Genomic DNA, 16638 nt, shown 5'->3' with positions numbered 1-16638 from the left:
TACTTAAAGTCAGAGAAATTTAATAAACCAAGATAAAGGGAAACCATGGGAAAACTACTACCAAACATACTAATAGGTATTGTAATTATTGGGCAGAGCTTATTTGGAGAAACAGAGGGTTATAGAGAGTCTGTAAGTTATATTAACCCTGCCGAAGACCATTGGAGCAATAATTATATTACATACCAATGCAAAAGAATTGTAAAAATTGACTATGAATCTCATAAAAATAACCTTCATACAGCAAGAGATGTTACTGGATACTTTGGTTATAAAGAAAATGATGATTTGGAGAGTATGACAAAAGCCGATAAACAAGCTAAAGCACTAGCAATAGAATTAAACAAAATAAGTAATAAATTCTACAATACAAATATACTTATAAGCCATGACTATTGCATAACTAGTATTGATTATGAAAACAATATCAAGCCTAAAAAAGACATAGATACAGAGCCTATTGATTTTGCAGAATACTTCAAAAACGCCCCTGATGATAAACTACTAAAATAAGGAGACACAATGGCTTATGATTACAATCCACAAAAGCGATTCTCAAAGAAAAATGCTCCATACAGCTATATATTCGTAGATTCACACTATAAAAGCGATGGTGTGGCACAAAAGGGCGGTAGAAAGTTTAAGGCATTTTTTGATGAAATGTGTAGCTACATCTTTGATATTAACCTTGCTTTATTAGAAAATACGGGTGATTTTCCCATCGTTTATAACGAACGAAGCAACTCCGCTACTATCGCCATAGCACTTTCTTGCCAAACACCCTATGTCATCAGCGAAATGAGTATAGATCGTCAAAAACTAGAATCGGGCAAAGAAGAAGATCAAAACTCAAAAGGGCGTTTAGATTTTTGGTGCTGCACGGATGATAGAGATGGTAAAAAAATCGCTATATGGATAGAATCCAAGCATTTATGGCTCAATATCGGCAAAAAGGCACAAAGACAATTCACTTCAGGAAATCAAAACCGCATCAAAGAGGCAATGAAACAATTGCGAGATGCAGCAATATATCAAAAAGACAATGATTATAATGACTTTAACCTCGCACTTTTTAGCATCAATATCTTTTGTAAAAGAGAACAAGCCCCTAATGATTTGCACGAGCTAGATTCTGTCAATTTTGCAAAGGAAATCATGGATATGATTTTAGAATCTGCCCAAGAAGCAGAAGGTATCGAAATTGATGGCATACTATGTGGAGTGCTGGATTTACGTCCGAGTATCGACACAGACGAACAAGATACTTACCACATATATAGTGCAGAATATATGCCCTTTGTGCTACTATGCGGTGTCGTCTCATATGAGCGATAAATCACTCACTTCATATTTCGATAGACAATCTTAGACTAAGTGCGATTGTGTGCAAATGCCGCACACATTTATTTCATCATCTCCAGCACTTTCCCTATATCACCATTAAGGCATAAAGATTGTGCTTGTATTTCTTTAGGAGCAAATGCTTCGCCGTTATTGATGCACACATACATTGCTTGTGGATTATTCATAGTGATTCGCCAAAATGGGTATTTAATGATCGCGGGTGTATTGCCGCCTACACCAAGCTCCAAAAGCAGAATACGCTTATCTCCATATTTGCTTATAAAATCCTCATATCGCTTGCAAGCTGCCGCCCAGCCATTATCCTGAACAAACTTATCATCACTGCGTAAATTTGTCGTCATGGGTTTTCCACATACCGGACAATAAGGTATAAGCTCTGTTGGGATTTTCATATTGTTTTGCTCAATAACCATTTTGCGGATAATATCTTCATTGTCATAGGTTTTGTTATGACAAGCTACCGAGCATTGCAAAAGACCATAATCACCCTGTGTATAAAACAATCGTGCCTTATCAAAACCTGCATTTTGAAAGCAATGATCGACATTTGTAGTCAGCACAAAATAATTTCTATTTTTTACAAATGATAAGAGATTCTCATACACTACAAGTGGGGGTTGCTCATAACGATTATACAAAATATGCCTTGACCACCATGCCCAATATTCCTCTAAAGTATCATAAGGATAAAAGCCACCTAAATAAATATCGGTTATGCCGTATTTTGCATGAAAATCTGCAAAATATTTAAAAAAGCGTTCGCCTGAATAAGTCAAACCTGCCGATGCAGAAAGCCCTGCTCCTGCACCAATTAAAATAGCATCTACTGCTTCAAGCTCGGATTTAATTTTACTTATTTGTTCTAAGAAGTTTTGTGTATATGTCATAATCGCCCCCTTTAAATACATTAAAAACTACTTTGATTTTGCTTTGTGTTTGCTGTTTATACTCACTCACTGCTTGTATGGCAATCTCGGCAGCACGTTTGTTTGGAAAATGAAATTCACCGGTAGATATGCAACAAAATGCTAAACTTTTCAAGTTATTTTCATCGGCAAGTTTGAGACATGCACGATAACAGCTTGCAAGCTGTTGCTCATGCCATTTGGTGAGTTCGCCGACAACCATCGGACCTACGGTGTGTAAAATGTATCTGCATGGCAAATTGTAAGCACTTGTTATTTTAGCTTGCCCGACAGATTCTTCCTTGCCCTGTGCGATCATTATATTTGCACATTCCAATCGTAGCTGCACACCTGCAAAAGTGTGTATAGCATTATCAATACAACCATGATTAGGGCAGAAACAGCCAAGCATTTGCGCATTTGCCGCATTCACTATACCATCGCATTTAAATGTAGTAATATCACCCTGCCACAGATATATATCAGACATTATAGGCGAGAGATCAGCAATATTTGTTATCTCTTTTTGCTTGAGTATTGCTTGCAGGTATTGATTCTGTATTTGCAAAAATTCTTCACTTACCTCTTTGGGCATACGGATATTGACAAGCGCACGGAATAATGTAAATTTTTGGTTTTCAGGCACACAAGGCACACTTTCCTCACGCTCCGCACAAAGTATTTCTATCAATTTGTCTAATAATTTAGTTGTGTCATTCATTGATTTATCATTATGCCTTTCTTTATGCCTTAGATTCTAGATACTCCTCATAACTCCCGCGAAAGTCGATGATTTTCGCGCCATTATTATCGCAATCTGCTACAAGTTCAATGATTCTGTTTGCATACGCATCAATCAATTCCCTATCGTGGCTGACACAAATCACATTTCCGCTGTATTTATACAACGCCTCGCCAAGCGCGATAATTGATTCTAAGTCTAAATGATTTGTTGGCTCATCAAGCACAAGAAAATTCCCGCCTTCAAGCATCAATTTACTTAACACCATTCGGTGTTTTTCTCCTCCGCTCAAAGCATTCACAGATTTTTCTTGCTCTTCGCCACTAAAAAGCATACGCCCCAAAGCATTACGTATTTCTCCGCTTTCTTTTTTCTTATCAAACCCCCTTAACCATTCATAAAGACTCTCTTCACCCTTGATTTCTTCGCTCACATTTTGCGGAAAATACCCTCTTTGGATTGTTGCACCCCATTTGACAATCCCGCTATCAGGTGTCAATTCTTCAACTAGAATCTGACACAATGTGCTTTTACCCACGCCATTTGATCCAATAATCGCAATTTTATCACCGGGCAAAATCTTTAGATTCACATTTTTAAGCACACACAACGAGCCATAGCTTTTTGAGATATTCTCACATTCTAATGCTTCATTGCCAATCGCACGATTCGGCTTAAAGACAATACTCGGATCGCGTCTGGAGCTTACCGCAAGAGAAGCAATATCAAGCTTTTCAAGCTGTTTTTGTCTGCTAGTAGCTTGTTTAGCCTTACTTGCATTTGCCGAAAAACGCGCTATAAAAGATTCTAATTCTTCTTTTTCTTTGAGTTTTTTGTTGCGTTCCATTTCTTGTTGTTTAGCAATAAGCGTGCTTGCGATATACCAATCATCGTAATTCCCACTAAACTCACGCACCCCGCCAAAATCCATATCCAAAATATGCGTGCAAACGCTGTTTAAAAAATGCCTATCGTGGCTAATGACGACCATTGTGCCCTCATGTCGTTTAAGATTCTCTTCAAGCCATGCAATAGAGTGCAAATCAAGATTGTTTGTCGGCTCATCAAGGAGCAAAATATCCGGTTTGGGGAAAAGCACTTGCGCTAAGAGAATCTTAAACTTATCCCCACCTGTAAGTGTTTTCATTAGCTCATTATGAAGTGAAGCAGGGAATCCTAAATCTTCAAGGATTTTTTCAATCACGACATCATATTCATACATCGGATCTTCTTCTGCACAAATCATCTCAAGATCCCCTAATTCTTCATTCACACGCTCATCGCTCAAATCACCATTTTCATAGAGATATTCTTTGCGTTTGATCGCATCATAAAGGCGTTTATTGCCAATAAGCACAGCATCTTTAAGGCTCAAGTCTTCAAAGGCATACTGATCTTGCCCCAACACGCCCATTTTCAAACCTTTTTCTATTACAACTTCGCCGCTACTTGATTCATAAACGCCCGATAAAATTTTTAAAAAAGTCGATTTACCCGCGCCATTTGCTCCAATAAGCCCATATCGCTTATGCGCATCAAGCTTGATATTCACATTTTCAAAAAGCTTTTTGGTGGCAAAGCGCATAGAAAGATTAATAGTCTGCAACATCGTCATTATCCTTAAAAAAATATGAATATGATTCTACTATAAAAGTCTGCTTAGATTCTAAATTTTTCAAAACAAATTTTAAAAAACATTAAGAAAAAAATGCAAAAATAGAATCTCTAAAACGAAAGGCAAAAATAATGGAATATGAAAATCTGAAAGGCAAAAATAATCTTAGCCTCGCTTCACCACTTTATGCAAAGGATTTAGACGAAAGCTTTTGCGTGATTGATATGCGCTATCCTCAAGACTATGAGATGATTCATATTAAAGATTCTCTTAATCTCAATAATCCCTACGATATTTACGAACACATCAAACGCCACCCGCAAAAAAAATGTGTGCTTGTGTGCTATTCAGGTCATATGGCAAGCATTTTAGGAAGTGAGCTTGTCGAAGAGGGTTTGGAGAATGTTTATTTCTATGATGATGAATTTCATACCTTAGAAAATGCACCTATTCAACTCATCGCCAAATAATGCTATAATTTCTATAAATTTATCTTATCAAAGGCTAAACAATGAGTATTTTGCTTAACATCAATGTTTTGTTTTATATTATAGCATTTTTGTTTGGGGGGATTCCTTTTGGTTTAATTCTCGTTAAATTGCGTTATGGGATTGACATTCGCAAAATCGGTTCAGGAAGTATTGGAGCGACTAATGTCTATCGAGCGATCAAAGATACTGATCCTAAAAATGCCAAAAAATTTTCTATCCTCACGATTATACTTGATGCAACAAAAGGCTTGATTGTCGTGCTTGCAGCAAAGATTCTCGGACTTAGCTATGAGACGCAATGGGCGATTGCATTATTAAGCATTTTAGGGCATTGTTACAGCCCGTATTTAGGATTCAAAGGTGGTAAAGGCGTGGCTACAGCTATTGGTTCAGTGATCTTGCTCATTCCCATAGAGGGCATTTGTGGGCTGATTATATGGGGTATTGTCGGCAAAGTCTTTAAGATTTCATCAATCTCTTCACTTGTGGGTGTGCTTAGTGGGATTGGTTTAACCTTTGTAGTGCCCTATCTTTTCCCTATTCCTTCTAGCATTTCAATTGTTGATCAAATCCACACTCACACACCTGCTGTGCTTATCGGTCTATTTATCATTTATACACATATTCCTAATATCAAGCGTCTTTTTAGCGGTCAGGAAAGTAAGGTATTATAAAAATGACAAAAACAGATTCTCATCTTATCACATTGTCTATTGAGAATCTCAACATCAAAGCGATCATTGGCATATTAGAGAGTGAAAGAACCACATCTCAAAACTTGCACATCAAGGCAAAGATTACTTATTTTTATTCTGTCCAAGAGGAAGCTTATATTGATTACGCACTGGTGAGCAAAATGATTTGTCAAAAACTCCAAAATGAGAAATATGATCTTTTAGAATCTGCTCTGTGTGATATTGCTCAACATCTCAAATCTGTTTTTCCTGCCATCACTTCACTTGAGATTCACATTAAAAAGCCCGATATACTCGCTCCAATCGTTGTAGGAGCAAGCATTTCTAAACATTGGTGATTTTCTATTAAAATAACTTCTACCAAACTCCTTGTTTAATAAGTTTTTGAATGCGTCTTTGATTCCCTTCGCTGACCTTTGCTCCAAGCTCAATAAGCTTTTTAGCAGCTTCAATTCTCACTTTATGTTCGATATTTTTACCACTCAATGCAACATCAAGCGAAGTTTCCGCTGCTTTGAGAGAATCAATAGGCACACCTTTATCTTTTACAAGATATTCAATAAGTTCGACATTATTATCTCTAGCTGCATAATGCAAAATATGTCCTCCTGCAAAATCATACAAAAATGAAGGATCAAATGCCAACATTAACTCAAAAATACTAATATCCCCAAAAGCAACAATGCCATTATTTTGAGGACATCTTGAATCTCTATATTCCGCACCTCGCTTTAAAAGAGATTCAAACATTTCATAACGATGATACATTGCTGCTAAATCCAATGCCTTGACACATTTTACATCATAGATTTGATTCCTCAAACGAAACCCGCCCAATGCCTTATAATCATCATACATTTCGCTATTGATATTATAAAGCAAGGGCTTTCTTTTTAAAAAATCAATTTTCCCACTTTCTTGCAGAATCTCATTAAAAGTATCTTGAGCATTGCCGACAATAGCGACCATTAAAGGAGTGATTTCAAATCGTGGAGCATATGTGCTAAAAAATAAAAAATAGGGCGTGTGCTCATTAGTTGCCAACATATATCTATAAGTCTGGACATCATTTTCAAAAATAGCTCTCAAAAACTTCTGCTCTTGGAAACATCGTTCGACAGCTTTCTCGCCTTTAAAAGCAAGATTTGCAGTCAATCCGCGAAGTTGTTTGACCTTTTGGCAATCCACCTTCAACAAAGCCTCAATGCTTTGATCTAGCGTAGGAGGAAAATGTGCCTCCCACTTATCGATAAACCAACCCCCAAACAGCAGACTGCTAAAAATTGAGAGCAGCAAAATGGCTCTAAAAAACACTTTTCACACCTCTGTGGGTAGGTAAAATCATCATTCAACGCCTACCATAACAGAAGTTGCTTTGATGATAGCATAAGCTTCCTTGCCCACTTCAAGCTTAAGCTCATTGATAGATTCTAAAGAAATAGTAGCAGAGATGATATTACTTCCGCCAATGTCAATCTTCACGATTGCATTCACTGCGCCTTTTTCAATTGCTACAATCTTACCTTTAAGTTGATTTCTCGCACTAAGTTTCATAACTTCTCCTAAAGCAAAATTTTATTTTGAGGCGTATTATCTAATGTTTGCGCTTAAATTATCAAGAATCTTGAGCATTAAATACTTCAATGCGTTTTTGACATTCTTGCAAACCTAACACATATATTGCTGGAGCGATTCCTATCCCGCCGCTTTTACCCAACAATGCACATCGCAAAGCTGGCATCAACTGCCCGAGCTTGATATTATGCGATGATGCAAAGTTATGCAAATATTGCTCAAGATTCTCTATATCCCACTGCGTTTGAGTAAGCTCTGCGCTGATTGTTTCAAGCCATACTTTTGCCTGTTGGTCGAGTTTTTTTCGCATCTTTTCATCATAGGTTTGTGGCGGATTCATCACTTCTGTAAAATGTGTCGCAAATTCACAAAGTGTTTGACTACGATTTTTTAGCTCATTGTAGAGAATCTCGCGTTTGTCCTCCGATATGGCTTTTATGCCAAATGAGCTTAAAAGTTTCTCCAATTTATCGTTAGGTGTTTGTTTGATGTAATGCTGATTAAGCCAAAGAAATTTCTCCTGATTATACGCGCTTGCAGAAGTGTTAAGATTCTTAGGGTCGAAAAACTGAAGCATCTCTTGCAATGAAAAAATCTCTTGATCATGATAGCTCCAACCCAATCTCACCAAAAAGTTCAAAATCGCTTGAGGCAAATAACCCATTTTTTGGTAATCCATTACACCCATTGCCCCATCGCGTTTGCTTAGCTTTTTGCCTTGAGGATTTAAAATCATTGGCACATGATAAAATTTTGGAATCTTCCAATCAAAAGCTTGATAAACAAGAATCTGTTTAGGCGTATTACTCAAGTGATCATCGCCTCGTATCACATCAGTTACGCCCATTAACGCATCATCAATTGCTACTACAAAATTATAAGTCGGTGTGCCATCACTGCGCGCGATAATATAATCATCAATTTCACTAGCATCAATGGCAATATGCCCTTTCACACCATCATCAAACGCAATACTTCCCTCCAAAGGTGTCTTAAGACGCACAACAGGTTTAATACCTTCAGGGGCAACACCTTTAAAATCACGATAGCGATTGTCGTAGCGAGGTGTTTCACCTCTTTGACGCTGTGATTCACGCAATGAATCAAGCTCCTCTTTACTCATATAACAATAATACGCCTTACCTGTATCAAGAAGTTTTTGGATATAAGTCTGATACAATGCCAAACGCTGACTTTGATATACTACCTCTCCGTCATAATCCAGTCCCACCCAATCAAAGGCTTCAACAATTGCCTTAGCAGCCTCCACACAATTACGCGATGTATCTGTGTCTTCAATACGGAGCAAAAATTTACCTCCATTAGTGCGCGCATACAAATAATTAAAAAGTGCGGTGCGTAAGCCTCCAATATGTAAATATCCTGTCGGTGAAGGAGCAAATCGCGTAACTATTTGGCTCATTTTTTATCCTTTATAATTTTAGTAACTTTTGACATTTGTTAATCAAAGCCAAAAAATGATTATACCAAAATGTGCTATAATCAGCTTTTAACAAAAATCAACAAACTATTATCTTAAGGTCAAAAATGTTTGCAATCACTGGCGGTGGCACGGGAGGACATTTAGCAATCGCTAAAGCCCTAGCCGAAGAAATCACCCTTCAAGGACACAAAGCAATTTATATTGGATCTAATATCGGTCAAGACAAAATATGGTTCGAGCATTCTCCACTTTTTGAACAACGTTATTTTTTAGATTCTACCGGTGTTGTCAATAAAAAAGGTATTGACAAAATTTTCGCAATCAACAAACAAATAAAAGCCGCTTGGGTATGCAGAAAAATCTTTAAAAAACACCAAGTCAAATGTGTGATTAGTGTGGGAGGATTCAGTGCAGGTGGTGCTTCTATGGGTGCAATCTTATGCCAAATCCCTCTTTTTATCCACGAACAAAATGCAGTCAAAGGCAAACTTAATGAGATTCTCACACCTTTTGCAAAAGCAATTTTTGGCAGCTTTCAAAACTCCTCTAAAAACTTTATCCACACTTCTTATCCCGTAAGACAAGAATTTTTCTCGCATTCACGAGTGCGCACAGAAATCAAGCATTTACTTTTTTTGGGTGGTTCGCAAGGTGCAAAAGCTATTAATGATTTTGCAATTCAAATCGCACAAGAGATTCTTAATCGTGGCATTAAAATCACTCATCAATGCGGGACAAGAGACTATGAAAGGACAAAACATGCCTATGAAATGCTAGGCATTTTAGATAAGATTGATTTATTTGCATTTGATAATCACCTTGTTGCGCGTCTCGCGTCAGCTGATATTTGCATTGCACGAGCAGGCGCATCAAGTCTATGGGAAATGAGCGCAAATGGCGTGATAGGCGTTTTTATCCCTTATCCCTATGCGGCTAAAGATCATCAGTATTATAATGCGCTTGCATTTACACAAGAGGGCTTGGGGATTCTAATGCGAGAATCACAAATTGATACACAAAAGGTTTATGAGTTTTTAGAATTTTTACAACAAGATGGGAATCTTGCTCAAAAATCCCAACTTTTAATCGACAAAATCACTCCTAATGGCGCAAAAGAAATCATTCAACACATCACTTCTTTAGTGCCGTGTTTTTCACATTAGACTTTTATAACCATTTTGGATCAGCAGTAAAACTCACAGAAAGCCAAATTTTATATGAGGGTATCTGCAACGCCGAACAAATATACTCACGCAGATTATCAAGCTCTGCGACAGAAGAAATTTGAAAATTTTTATCCATCAAGATATTCACCTCAACGGTATAGAATCTCCCGCTTTTTGCCACATGCGTATCGTAATCGCCAAATTGATGTTCTTTAGACAAAGTCTCCATAATCTCTGTGATTTTGTCATCAAGCTCTTTGGGTGCGACCATCATCAAATCTTTGAAATTAGCGATAGCAATTTTTATCGGACTGACAGAAAGAAAAAGACTTAAAATAGTAAGCAACGCCGGATCAAGAAAATGTGAATAAGGATTTTCTTGTCTAGGATCAAGCAAATAAATCACGCCAAAAGTAATCGCGCTGCCCCCATAAAGCACACAATCAATGAGCCACTCGGTTTGATCGACTTTAATCAGTCCAGAATCAAGTCGTTTAGAATAAAAACGCGTATAAGCAGAAAGAGCAAAACTATACAAAAGTGCGACAAATGTATAAATCATCGCCCCGCCTAAAACAATCTCATACCCTCCGCTGATGATACTACCTATCCCTGTGATAAACGCATACACACATACGACAATCAATACCGAGCTTTTGAACAGATTCACCATTGGTTCAAAACGCACATAGCCGTATTGAAACACATCATCATCTTCTTTGTAAATATAACGTGAAGTGATCACGCTTAAGAATCCCAAACCCACGCTGATAAGCGCGACAAATCCATCAAAAACGACCGCTGAAGAACCCACTGCACTACCAAATGTGATGCCAAAAATAGCAAGAATCAAAGCACTATAAGTCGAGACCTTGAGAACACTTTGTTCTTTTGTATTATTAGGGCTTTCTTCTTTCTGAACACGATCCCTAACGCGTTTGCTTGCAATCAATCGAGGGCGAGAATGTAAGTAGCCCATATTCACTCACTTAGATTCTGGGAATAAGTATTCATTCGTTTTATCACTCGCTGCTTGTCTTCACCTTGGAGAATCACAGGTTGATAATTGTTGTAAGTTTTCTCTCCACTGATTGATACGGGCACAAAGCTATGTAACTCACTCCATTCTTCCATTTTGACAAAAGGTCTGACTTTTTTATTTATAATAAAATCTGTCGATTTGGCTAGACTTTCTAAATCTCCTTGATGTTTGCCAAATGCAAACCGCACTTGATAAATGATTGTGTCTTTGTCTTTTGGATTCTTTGCCCCGCCATAGACAAAATTTGCCAAACTATAAACAATCTTTTTGCCTTTGTATTCTTCAATCCCTTGTAAAACATGAGGGTGATGCCCGATGATCAAATCCGCACCATTATCAATCGCAAATCGTCCGATTTCTTTCTGAATCTTATTGGGATAATTTTCCCTTTCCTCTCCCCAATGAAAGGTGAAAATCACAATATCAGCACCCATTTCACGAAGCTTTTTGATTTCACTCTTGACTTGAGATTTGATAGCAGGATTCCAACCGCGATGCCCAGCCATTCCGATATTTTTACCTTTTACCTTATAGATACTCAAATATCCCTCACCGCTAAAATGTATGGGTGATTGTTTGAGTGTAGCAACGGTGTCTTGAAAGCCTTTCATACCATAATCGCGTGTATGATTGTTTGCAATATTCACAGCTTCGATACTTCCCTCTTTTAAAATATTAATATATTTTGGATCACCTTTAAAGGCAAAGGGTTTGATCATTCTGTCGCCATTATGCGTTGTAAGCGGTCCTTCTAGATTCCCTAAAGTCATATCATCATTAGCAAGCACCTCTTGCACTTTAGCAAAAAAATAGCGATAATCTCCGCCAATTTGAGCAAACTTCCAATTAAAAGTTTCGCCCGAGCTGCCAAAATAATCCCCTAAAATATTGTCTCCGATAAAACTTAATGTGATAACTTCATTATTCGATAAAGCACCTGCAGATACTTGAGGTGTGGGTGTTTTATCGCCAAAACAACCGCTAAGCCCTGCAATCAAAACTGCCACAATGACCCATCGCGCAAAAAACCTCAAATAATACATTAGATTCTCCCCTGCATTTAAAGGCATTATTCTAGCAAATTTCAATGCGATTTGTCTTAAATTTTTGCTTTAATTAAATTTTGCTATACTTTCAGCGACCCTTTCATCTAGCTGGCCAAGGATACCACTCTTTCTCAGTGGCAACGGAAGTTCAAATCTTCCAAGGGTCGCCATAAAAGCCAATACAAGGATTTATATTTTGCTGCTTATATCGTGGAATGTTAATGGACTAAGAGCCTGTATGAATAAAGGCTTTATGGATTTTTTTCAACAAATCAATGCCGATATTTTTTGTATTCAAGAATCTAAAATGCACAAAGAACAAGCAGATTTTTGCTTTGAGGGTTATGAAAGTTTTTGGAATAGTGCCGAAAAAAAGGGCTATTCTGGTGTCGTGATTCTTAGCAAGCAAAAGCCTTTGCGTGTCAGTTATGATATGGGTAAAGAACATCACGATAAAGAAGGGCGCATCATTGTGGCAGAATATGAACATTTTCAACTTGTTAATGTTTATACGCCAAATTCTAAACGCGAGCTTGAAAGACTGCAATATCGTATGGAATGGGAAGATGACTTTAGGGCTTTTCTCAAGGATTTAGAAAAGCATAAACCCGTGATTGTTTGCGGAGATCTCAATGTAGCCCATCAAGAAATTGATCTTAAGAATCCTAAAAGCAACCGCAGAAATGCTGGATTCACCGATGAGGAGCGTTCCAAAATGAGCGAACTCCTTGAATCTGGATTTACCGATACTTTCCGATATTTTTATCCCACACTTGAAGGAGCTTATAGCTGGTGGAGCTATATGGGTAAGGCAAGAGCAAACAATACAGGTTGGAGAATCGATTATTTCTTATGTTCCCGCATTCTTAATGATAAACTTAAAAACGCATCTATTTATCCGCAAATTATGGGAAGCGATCACTGCCCCGTAGGATTAGAAATTAACTTTTAAAATAATGAAAACGCATATCCTTAAACTTTTATACCTTAAACAGCTTTATCGACAGGCACTTTGCGGTGAAAAATACACACGCTTAATGCCCCATATACAAAATCAACCTCTTACTTCCTCCAAAATGGGCGAAAGCCTAGAGCAAATTATCCAGCATTGTTCTTTGTGTAATCGTATTAAACATTGCAAACAACCCTCATTTGGTATCATCAACCCAAAATCCCCGATATGCTTCATTAGCGAGATTCCTCTCGTTGATGAAAAGGGTCAATTTGTGCAAAACAAAAGCGCCTTAATGCTCCAAAATATTATTAAAAATGTTTTTTGCCTCCCTCAAAATGTATGTTCGATTTTGTCTTTAGTCAAATGCGATAGTCAGAATCTTCACCTTGAAAAAAGTGAGATTCTCTCTTGCATAGGGTATGTATTTTCTCAACTCGAACACATCAATGCAAAAATCTATATTCTACTCGGACACAATGTCGCTACACACATTTTAGGACAGAATCTACAAGATCATTTATGCCAGCATAAAATTTTATGGCACAATAATAAAAAATTTTTAGTTTCTTATTCACTTAATGAGTTAGTCAAAAATCCCTCTTTGAAAAAAGAGGCAAATAACGATTTTATACTTGCCAAAGGATCATTATGAAACGCAAAATTCTGCCTACTTTTCTTGTTTTGTTCTTATCTTTGTGTTTTTTGAAAACAGAAATTTACGCAAAAAGTTACATCATCTCTCCTCTACCTCTTCCTCAACAAGAAGTGCTCAATATCAGCACGGATAAATGCAGCAATTCGTGCTTATCGGATTATTTTGTTAAAGGGCAGTTTTTTTCGTTTATTGCATTTTTTGGCAATCAAGCCAGAGATACAGAATTACGCGCAAAGCTTTCAAGTGTATTAGGGGATTTGGGCATATTTGATCAAATCATCGGACCCGAAAAAAATAGCAATGCAAGAATCAAACTCGCTCTTTTGATGCCTAAAAAAATCATTGGACGCTATTCAGTAACAAGCATTGATACAATACTTGCTTACCTTATGGCAAGAGGCAATGACTTTGTGTTTGAAGTTTTTGACACAGGTGATGAAAGTGCAAGTGCTATCAAAAATACTTATGAAAAAATCGCTCAATCCAATTACGACTTTGTCATTGCTATTTTTACGCTCAATGGGGCGCAAGAATTAGCCAATCTCTCTATTAATATTCCTACCTATCTTCCCACGATCAATAAGCGTCAATTAAAAAATCCACCCTCAAGCAAGAATCTTTACTTTGGCGGGATCGACTATGAAGCCCAAATTGATTTGTTGCTTTCACTTGCTGGGGATAAGCCTATAGTTGCCTATAATGATAATAGTTTTGTAGGACGCAACTTGGGTAATATCCTCAAAAGTAAAACTTCAAAGATTGTTTATGAAGAAGTTGTTGATTCCCAAACTGCAACGACTTTTGTCCAAAGACTAAAAGCACACGAACGCTCCATTGCTGGCAATAATGTCTTTTTCAATACGCCTGTTGTCAAAACCGGCTTAATGGCTTCTCAACTTGCCCTCTCAAAAAGACTTCCCGACAAGCTACTTTCTACACAAATCAACTTCAATCCCTCGCTTTTGCTTTTGATTCAAAGAGAAGATAGAAAAAATCTTTATATTACGAATGTTATTAACAACAAAAATCAATATCTTGTCGAATACGCATCGCTTTTAGGAGGAGATTTGCGCTATGATTGGGTAAATTACTCAACTGCCATTGGTGTAGAACAGCTCATCAGCTCACATATTGCAGAAAATCATCGATTTTTCCAAGAACGGCTAAAAGATGGGCAAGTTGAGTATATCAATAAAATTTACAAAAGTGATACAAAAAATTTCTATGAATACCGCTAATGAATACGATTTTAGCTTTGATGCCGCGCAATGTGAAGAATGTGGCGGCAAATGTTGTATTGGCGAAAGTGGCTATGTGTTTATAAGCATTGATGAAATGCTTCACATCGCACAAACTCTGAATCTGACATTTGAAGATTTTACACAAACTTATGTGCGTAAAATAGGCTATCGCTTTTCGTTGATCGAGAAAATCAACGAAGATGGCTATGCGTGTATTTTTTTTGATTCATCAAATAAAAAATGTCGCATTTATGAACAGCGTCCCAAACAATGTCGGGATTTTCCCTTTTGGAACGCTCACAAAACTTCATGCCTCACACCTGAAAACCTCATCTTATTGCAAAAAGAATGTCGAGGCATTAATATTTTTAACAAAAAAGGAGAATAAATATGAGCAAATATATCCGCTGGATTCTAGCATTGTGGATTAGCTCAACATTATACCTTTATGCAGATTTTGATGAAGATACCTATATACTCAACGCCATTGAACTTGAAATACAAAACCAATATGACAAATCTCGTGATATGTATCTTATATTATACGAAGAAACGAACAAACTTGAATATCTTAGGGAAGCCGTTTTACTCTCATCAATGTTGGATAAACCCTCCGCAACCTTACAATTTGCGCGAGAATATATCCTTATGGGCGGAGAAAACGATTTGACGATACATAAAGTTTTCTTGGATTGCTATCTCAAACTTGGCTTAAATGAATCTGCCCTTAAAGAAGCCCTATGGGTCAAATCTCAAGAAGATAGTGCGGTGATTAATGATATTTTAGGTTCTCTCTATGCTGCACAAGGTGATCTTGAGAATGCACAAAAAGAATTTTTACTTGCTTATGAACGCACAAAAAATCAAGAAATATTGCAAAAGATTCTCTCTATTTACATCGCACAGGGACAAAATAAAAAAGCCTTAAATGCTTTAGATTCTCACATCGAACAATACGGCTGCAAAGATTACTTTTGCAAAATCGCTATTGATTTTTATGCAAAAACCAAACAAATTACAAAAATCGAAAAGATATTTGAGCAATCTTTTGAAGCAAATCCGACCATTGCTAACGCCCAGAATCTTATCTTGATTTACACACATCAAAAAAAATTTCAACAAGCTACGCAAATTGCTTCACAATTCCCATTCAATCCGCAAATTATGCTTGAACTCTATATCGCCCAAGAAGATTTTCTCAATGCTTCTTTGCAAGCTGGAATCTTATATAAAGAAAATAAAAACCCCTATTATCTTGCCTTGCAACAAATTTACGCCTTTGAATCTTTGCCCAACAAACAAGATAAAAAATTAGTCAAAAATATCACTCACGAATTACAAAAAGCAATCACTTTGATTCAGATTCCCACGCAAGATGCACTCAAAAACAATCCCACAGATTCTATACAGAATCCTTATAGTATAGAATTAGGATTTTTTTTCAATTTTTTAGGTTATTTGATGATTGATTACGAAATCAACCCAAAAGAAGGTGTAAAGTATGTCAAAAAAGCCTTAGAAATTTCGCCCAAAAATCCCGCTTATTTAGATTCTTTGGCATGGGGATATTATAAAATCAAGGATTGCAAGCTTGCAAGAGAAATCTTTGCACAGATTCCAAGTGATGAAATCACAAAAGAACAAGAGCTTAAAGACCATCAGAATCTTATCAATCAATGCGAGCCTTGATTGCCCTATATT

General features: G+C 37.0%; 19 protein-coding genes and 1 tRNA gene. 12 read left to right on the top strand and 8 right to left on the bottom strand.

All coding sequences use genetic code 11. The features are described from left to right. Window positions 1–45 precede the first annotated feature (45 nt). Both LS68_RS00395 and LS68_RS00390 read left to right on the top strand, forming a co-directional pair. The gene (locus LS68_RS00395) at window positions 46–513 is read left to right on the top strand and encodes a hypothetical protein (RefSeq protein WP_034369438.1); all 468 of its coding nucleotides are present in this window, start codon (window positions 46–48) and stop codon (window positions 511–513) included. A gap of 9 nt (window positions 514–522) precedes the next feature. Beyond that, on the top strand, window positions 523–1335 hold the full coding sequence (locus LS68_RS00390; protein WP_034369440.1) for a hypothetical protein: 813 nt from the start codon (window positions 523–525) through the stop codon (window positions 1333–1335). A gap of 68 nt (window positions 1336–1403) precedes the next feature. On the opposite strand, the gene LS68_RS00385 is transcribed toward LS68_RS00390, so the two are convergent. Genes LS68_RS00385 through LS68_RS00375 form a run of 3 tightly spaced genes read right to left on the bottom strand, consistent with a single transcriptional unit; the run spans window position 1404 to window position 4621 of the window. Further along, a complete protein-coding gene (locus LS68_RS00385) occupies window positions 1404–2252 on the bottom strand; it encodes a hypothetical protein (RefSeq protein ID WP_199741455.1) in 849 nt (282 codons plus the stop codon). Next, window positions 2215–2991 carry a protein-ADP-ribose hydrolase gene (locus tag LS68_RS00380; RefSeq protein ID WP_034369445.1) on the bottom strand — a complete coding sequence of 259 codons (777 nt, stop codon included), beginning with the start codon at window positions 2989–2991 and terminating at the stop codon, window positions 2215–2217. Before LS68_RS00380 ends, LS68_RS00385 begins: the two co-directional genes overlap by 38 nt. Before the next feature lie 22 nt (window positions 2992–3013). Continuing rightward, on the bottom strand, window positions 3014–4621 hold the full coding sequence (locus tag LS68_RS00375) for an ATP-binding cassette domain-containing protein (RefSeq protein ID WP_034369448.1): 1608 nt from the start codon (window positions 4619–4621) through the stop codon (window positions 3014–3016). 137 nt (window positions 4622–4758) lie between these two features. On the opposite strand from LS68_RS00375, the gene LS68_RS00370 reads away from it, so the two are divergent. Genes LS68_RS00370 through LS68_RS00360 form a run of 3 tightly spaced genes read left to right on the top strand, consistent with a single transcriptional unit; the run spans window position 4759 to window position 6151 of the window. Further along, a complete protein-coding gene (locus LS68_RS00370) occupies window positions 4759–5097 on the top strand; it encodes a rhodanese-like domain-containing protein (protein WP_034369451.1) in 339 nt (112 codons plus the stop codon). Window positions 5098–5138: 41 nt separating this feature from the next. Further along, window positions 5139–5792, top strand: a complete 654-nt coding sequence (gene plsY / locus LS68_RS00365; RefSeq protein WP_034369454.1) for a glycerol-3-phosphate 1-O-acyltransferase PlsY — start codon at window positions 5139–5141, stop codon at window positions 5790–5792. A 2-nt stretch (window positions 5793–5794) separates the two neighbouring features. Beyond that, on the top strand, window positions 5795–6151 hold the full coding sequence (locus LS68_RS00360) for a dihydroneopterin aldolase (RefSeq protein WP_034369457.1): 357 nt from the start codon (window positions 5795–5797) through the stop codon (window positions 6149–6151). Window positions 6152–6170: 19 nt separating this feature from the next. Here LS68_RS00360 and LS68_RS00355 read toward each other — a convergent pair whose 3' ends face one another. From LS68_RS00355 to gltX, 3 genes are all read right to left on the bottom strand, one after another. Continuing rightward, window positions 6171–7127: an ankyrin repeat domain-containing protein gene (locus tag LS68_RS00355; protein WP_052100123.1), complete on the bottom strand. Its 957-nt coding sequence runs from the start codon at window positions 7125–7127 to the stop codon at window positions 6171–6173. 30 nt (window positions 7128–7157) lie between these two features. Beyond that, complete coding sequence (locus tag LS68_RS00350) at window positions 7158–7367, bottom strand: TOBE domain-containing protein (protein ID WP_034369460.1); 210 nt, start codon at window positions 7365–7367, stop codon at window positions 7158–7160. A 61-nt stretch (window positions 7368–7428) separates the two neighbouring features. Then, window positions 7429–8811, bottom strand: a complete 1383-nt coding sequence (gene gltX / locus LS68_RS00345) for a glutamate--tRNA ligase (protein ID WP_034369463.1) — start codon at window positions 8809–8811, stop codon at window positions 7429–7431. A 125-nt stretch (window positions 8812–8936) separates the two neighbouring features. On the opposite strand from gltX, the gene murG reads away from it, so the two are divergent. After that, window positions 8937–9995: an undecaprenyldiphospho-muramoylpentapeptide beta-N-acetylglucosaminyltransferase gene (murG, locus tag LS68_RS00340; protein WP_034372821.1), complete on the top strand. Its 1059-nt coding sequence runs from the start codon at window positions 8937–8939 to the stop codon at window positions 9993–9995. A gap of 4 nt (window positions 9996–9999) precedes the next feature. Here murG and LS68_RS00335 read toward each other — a convergent pair whose 3' ends face one another. Both LS68_RS00335 and LS68_RS00330 read right to left on the bottom strand, forming a co-directional pair. Next, window positions 10000–10977, bottom strand: coding sequence for a cation transporter (locus LS68_RS00335; RefSeq protein ID WP_052100125.1), 978 nt, complete (start codon window positions 10975–10977; stop codon window positions 10000–10002). 2 nt (window positions 10978–10979) lie between these two features. Beyond that, window positions 10980–12083, bottom strand: a complete 1104-nt coding sequence (locus LS68_RS00330; protein ID WP_052100127.1) for a CapA family protein — start codon at window positions 12081–12083, stop codon at window positions 10980–10982. 96 nt (window positions 12084–12179) lie between these two features. Between LS68_RS00330 and LS68_RS09545 the strand changes: the two genes are divergently transcribed. The 6 genes from LS68_RS09545 (at window position 12180) to LS68_RS00305 (ending at window position 16626) form a co-directional block, all read left to right on the top strand. Beyond that, window positions 12180–12256, top strand: a tRNA-Glu gene (locus tag LS68_RS09545). 26 nt (window positions 12257–12282) lie between these two features. Further along, window positions 12283–13038 carry an exodeoxyribonuclease III gene (locus tag LS68_RS00325; protein ID WP_034369468.1) on the top strand — a complete coding sequence of 252 codons (756 nt, stop codon included), beginning with the start codon at window positions 12283–12285 and terminating at the stop codon, window positions 13036–13038. 4 nt (window positions 13039–13042) lie between these two features. After that, window positions 13043–13693, top strand: a complete 651-nt coding sequence (locus LS68_RS00320) for a uracil-DNA glycosylase family protein (RefSeq protein ID WP_034369470.1) — start codon at window positions 13043–13045, stop codon at window positions 13691–13693. Further along, window positions 13690–14934, top strand: a complete 1245-nt coding sequence (locus tag LS68_RS00315; protein ID WP_138090701.1) for a hypothetical protein — start codon at window positions 13690–13692, stop codon at window positions 14932–14934. Before LS68_RS00320 ends, LS68_RS00315 begins: the two co-directional genes overlap by 4 nt. After that, window positions 14921–15325, top strand: a complete 405-nt coding sequence (locus LS68_RS00310) for a YkgJ family cysteine cluster protein (protein ID WP_034369471.1) — start codon at window positions 14921–14923, stop codon at window positions 15323–15325. The genes LS68_RS00315 and LS68_RS00310 overlap by 14 nt, the downstream gene beginning before the upstream one ends. A gap of 2 nt (window positions 15326–15327) precedes the next feature. Next, the gene (locus LS68_RS00305; RefSeq protein ID WP_138090698.1) at window positions 15328–16626 is read left to right on the top strand and encodes an ATP-dependent nuclease; all 1299 of its coding nucleotides are present in this window, start codon (window positions 15328–15330) and stop codon (window positions 16624–16626) included. Window positions 16627–16638 lie beyond the last annotated feature (12 nt).

The organism is Helicobacter sp. MIT 05-5293 (genome assembly GCF_000765665.2).
Classification (GTDB): domain Bacteria; phylum Campylobacterota; class Campylobacteria; order Campylobacterales; family Helicobacteraceae; genus Helicobacter_C.
This window is presented reverse-complemented; position numbering and strand designations above follow the sequence as displayed.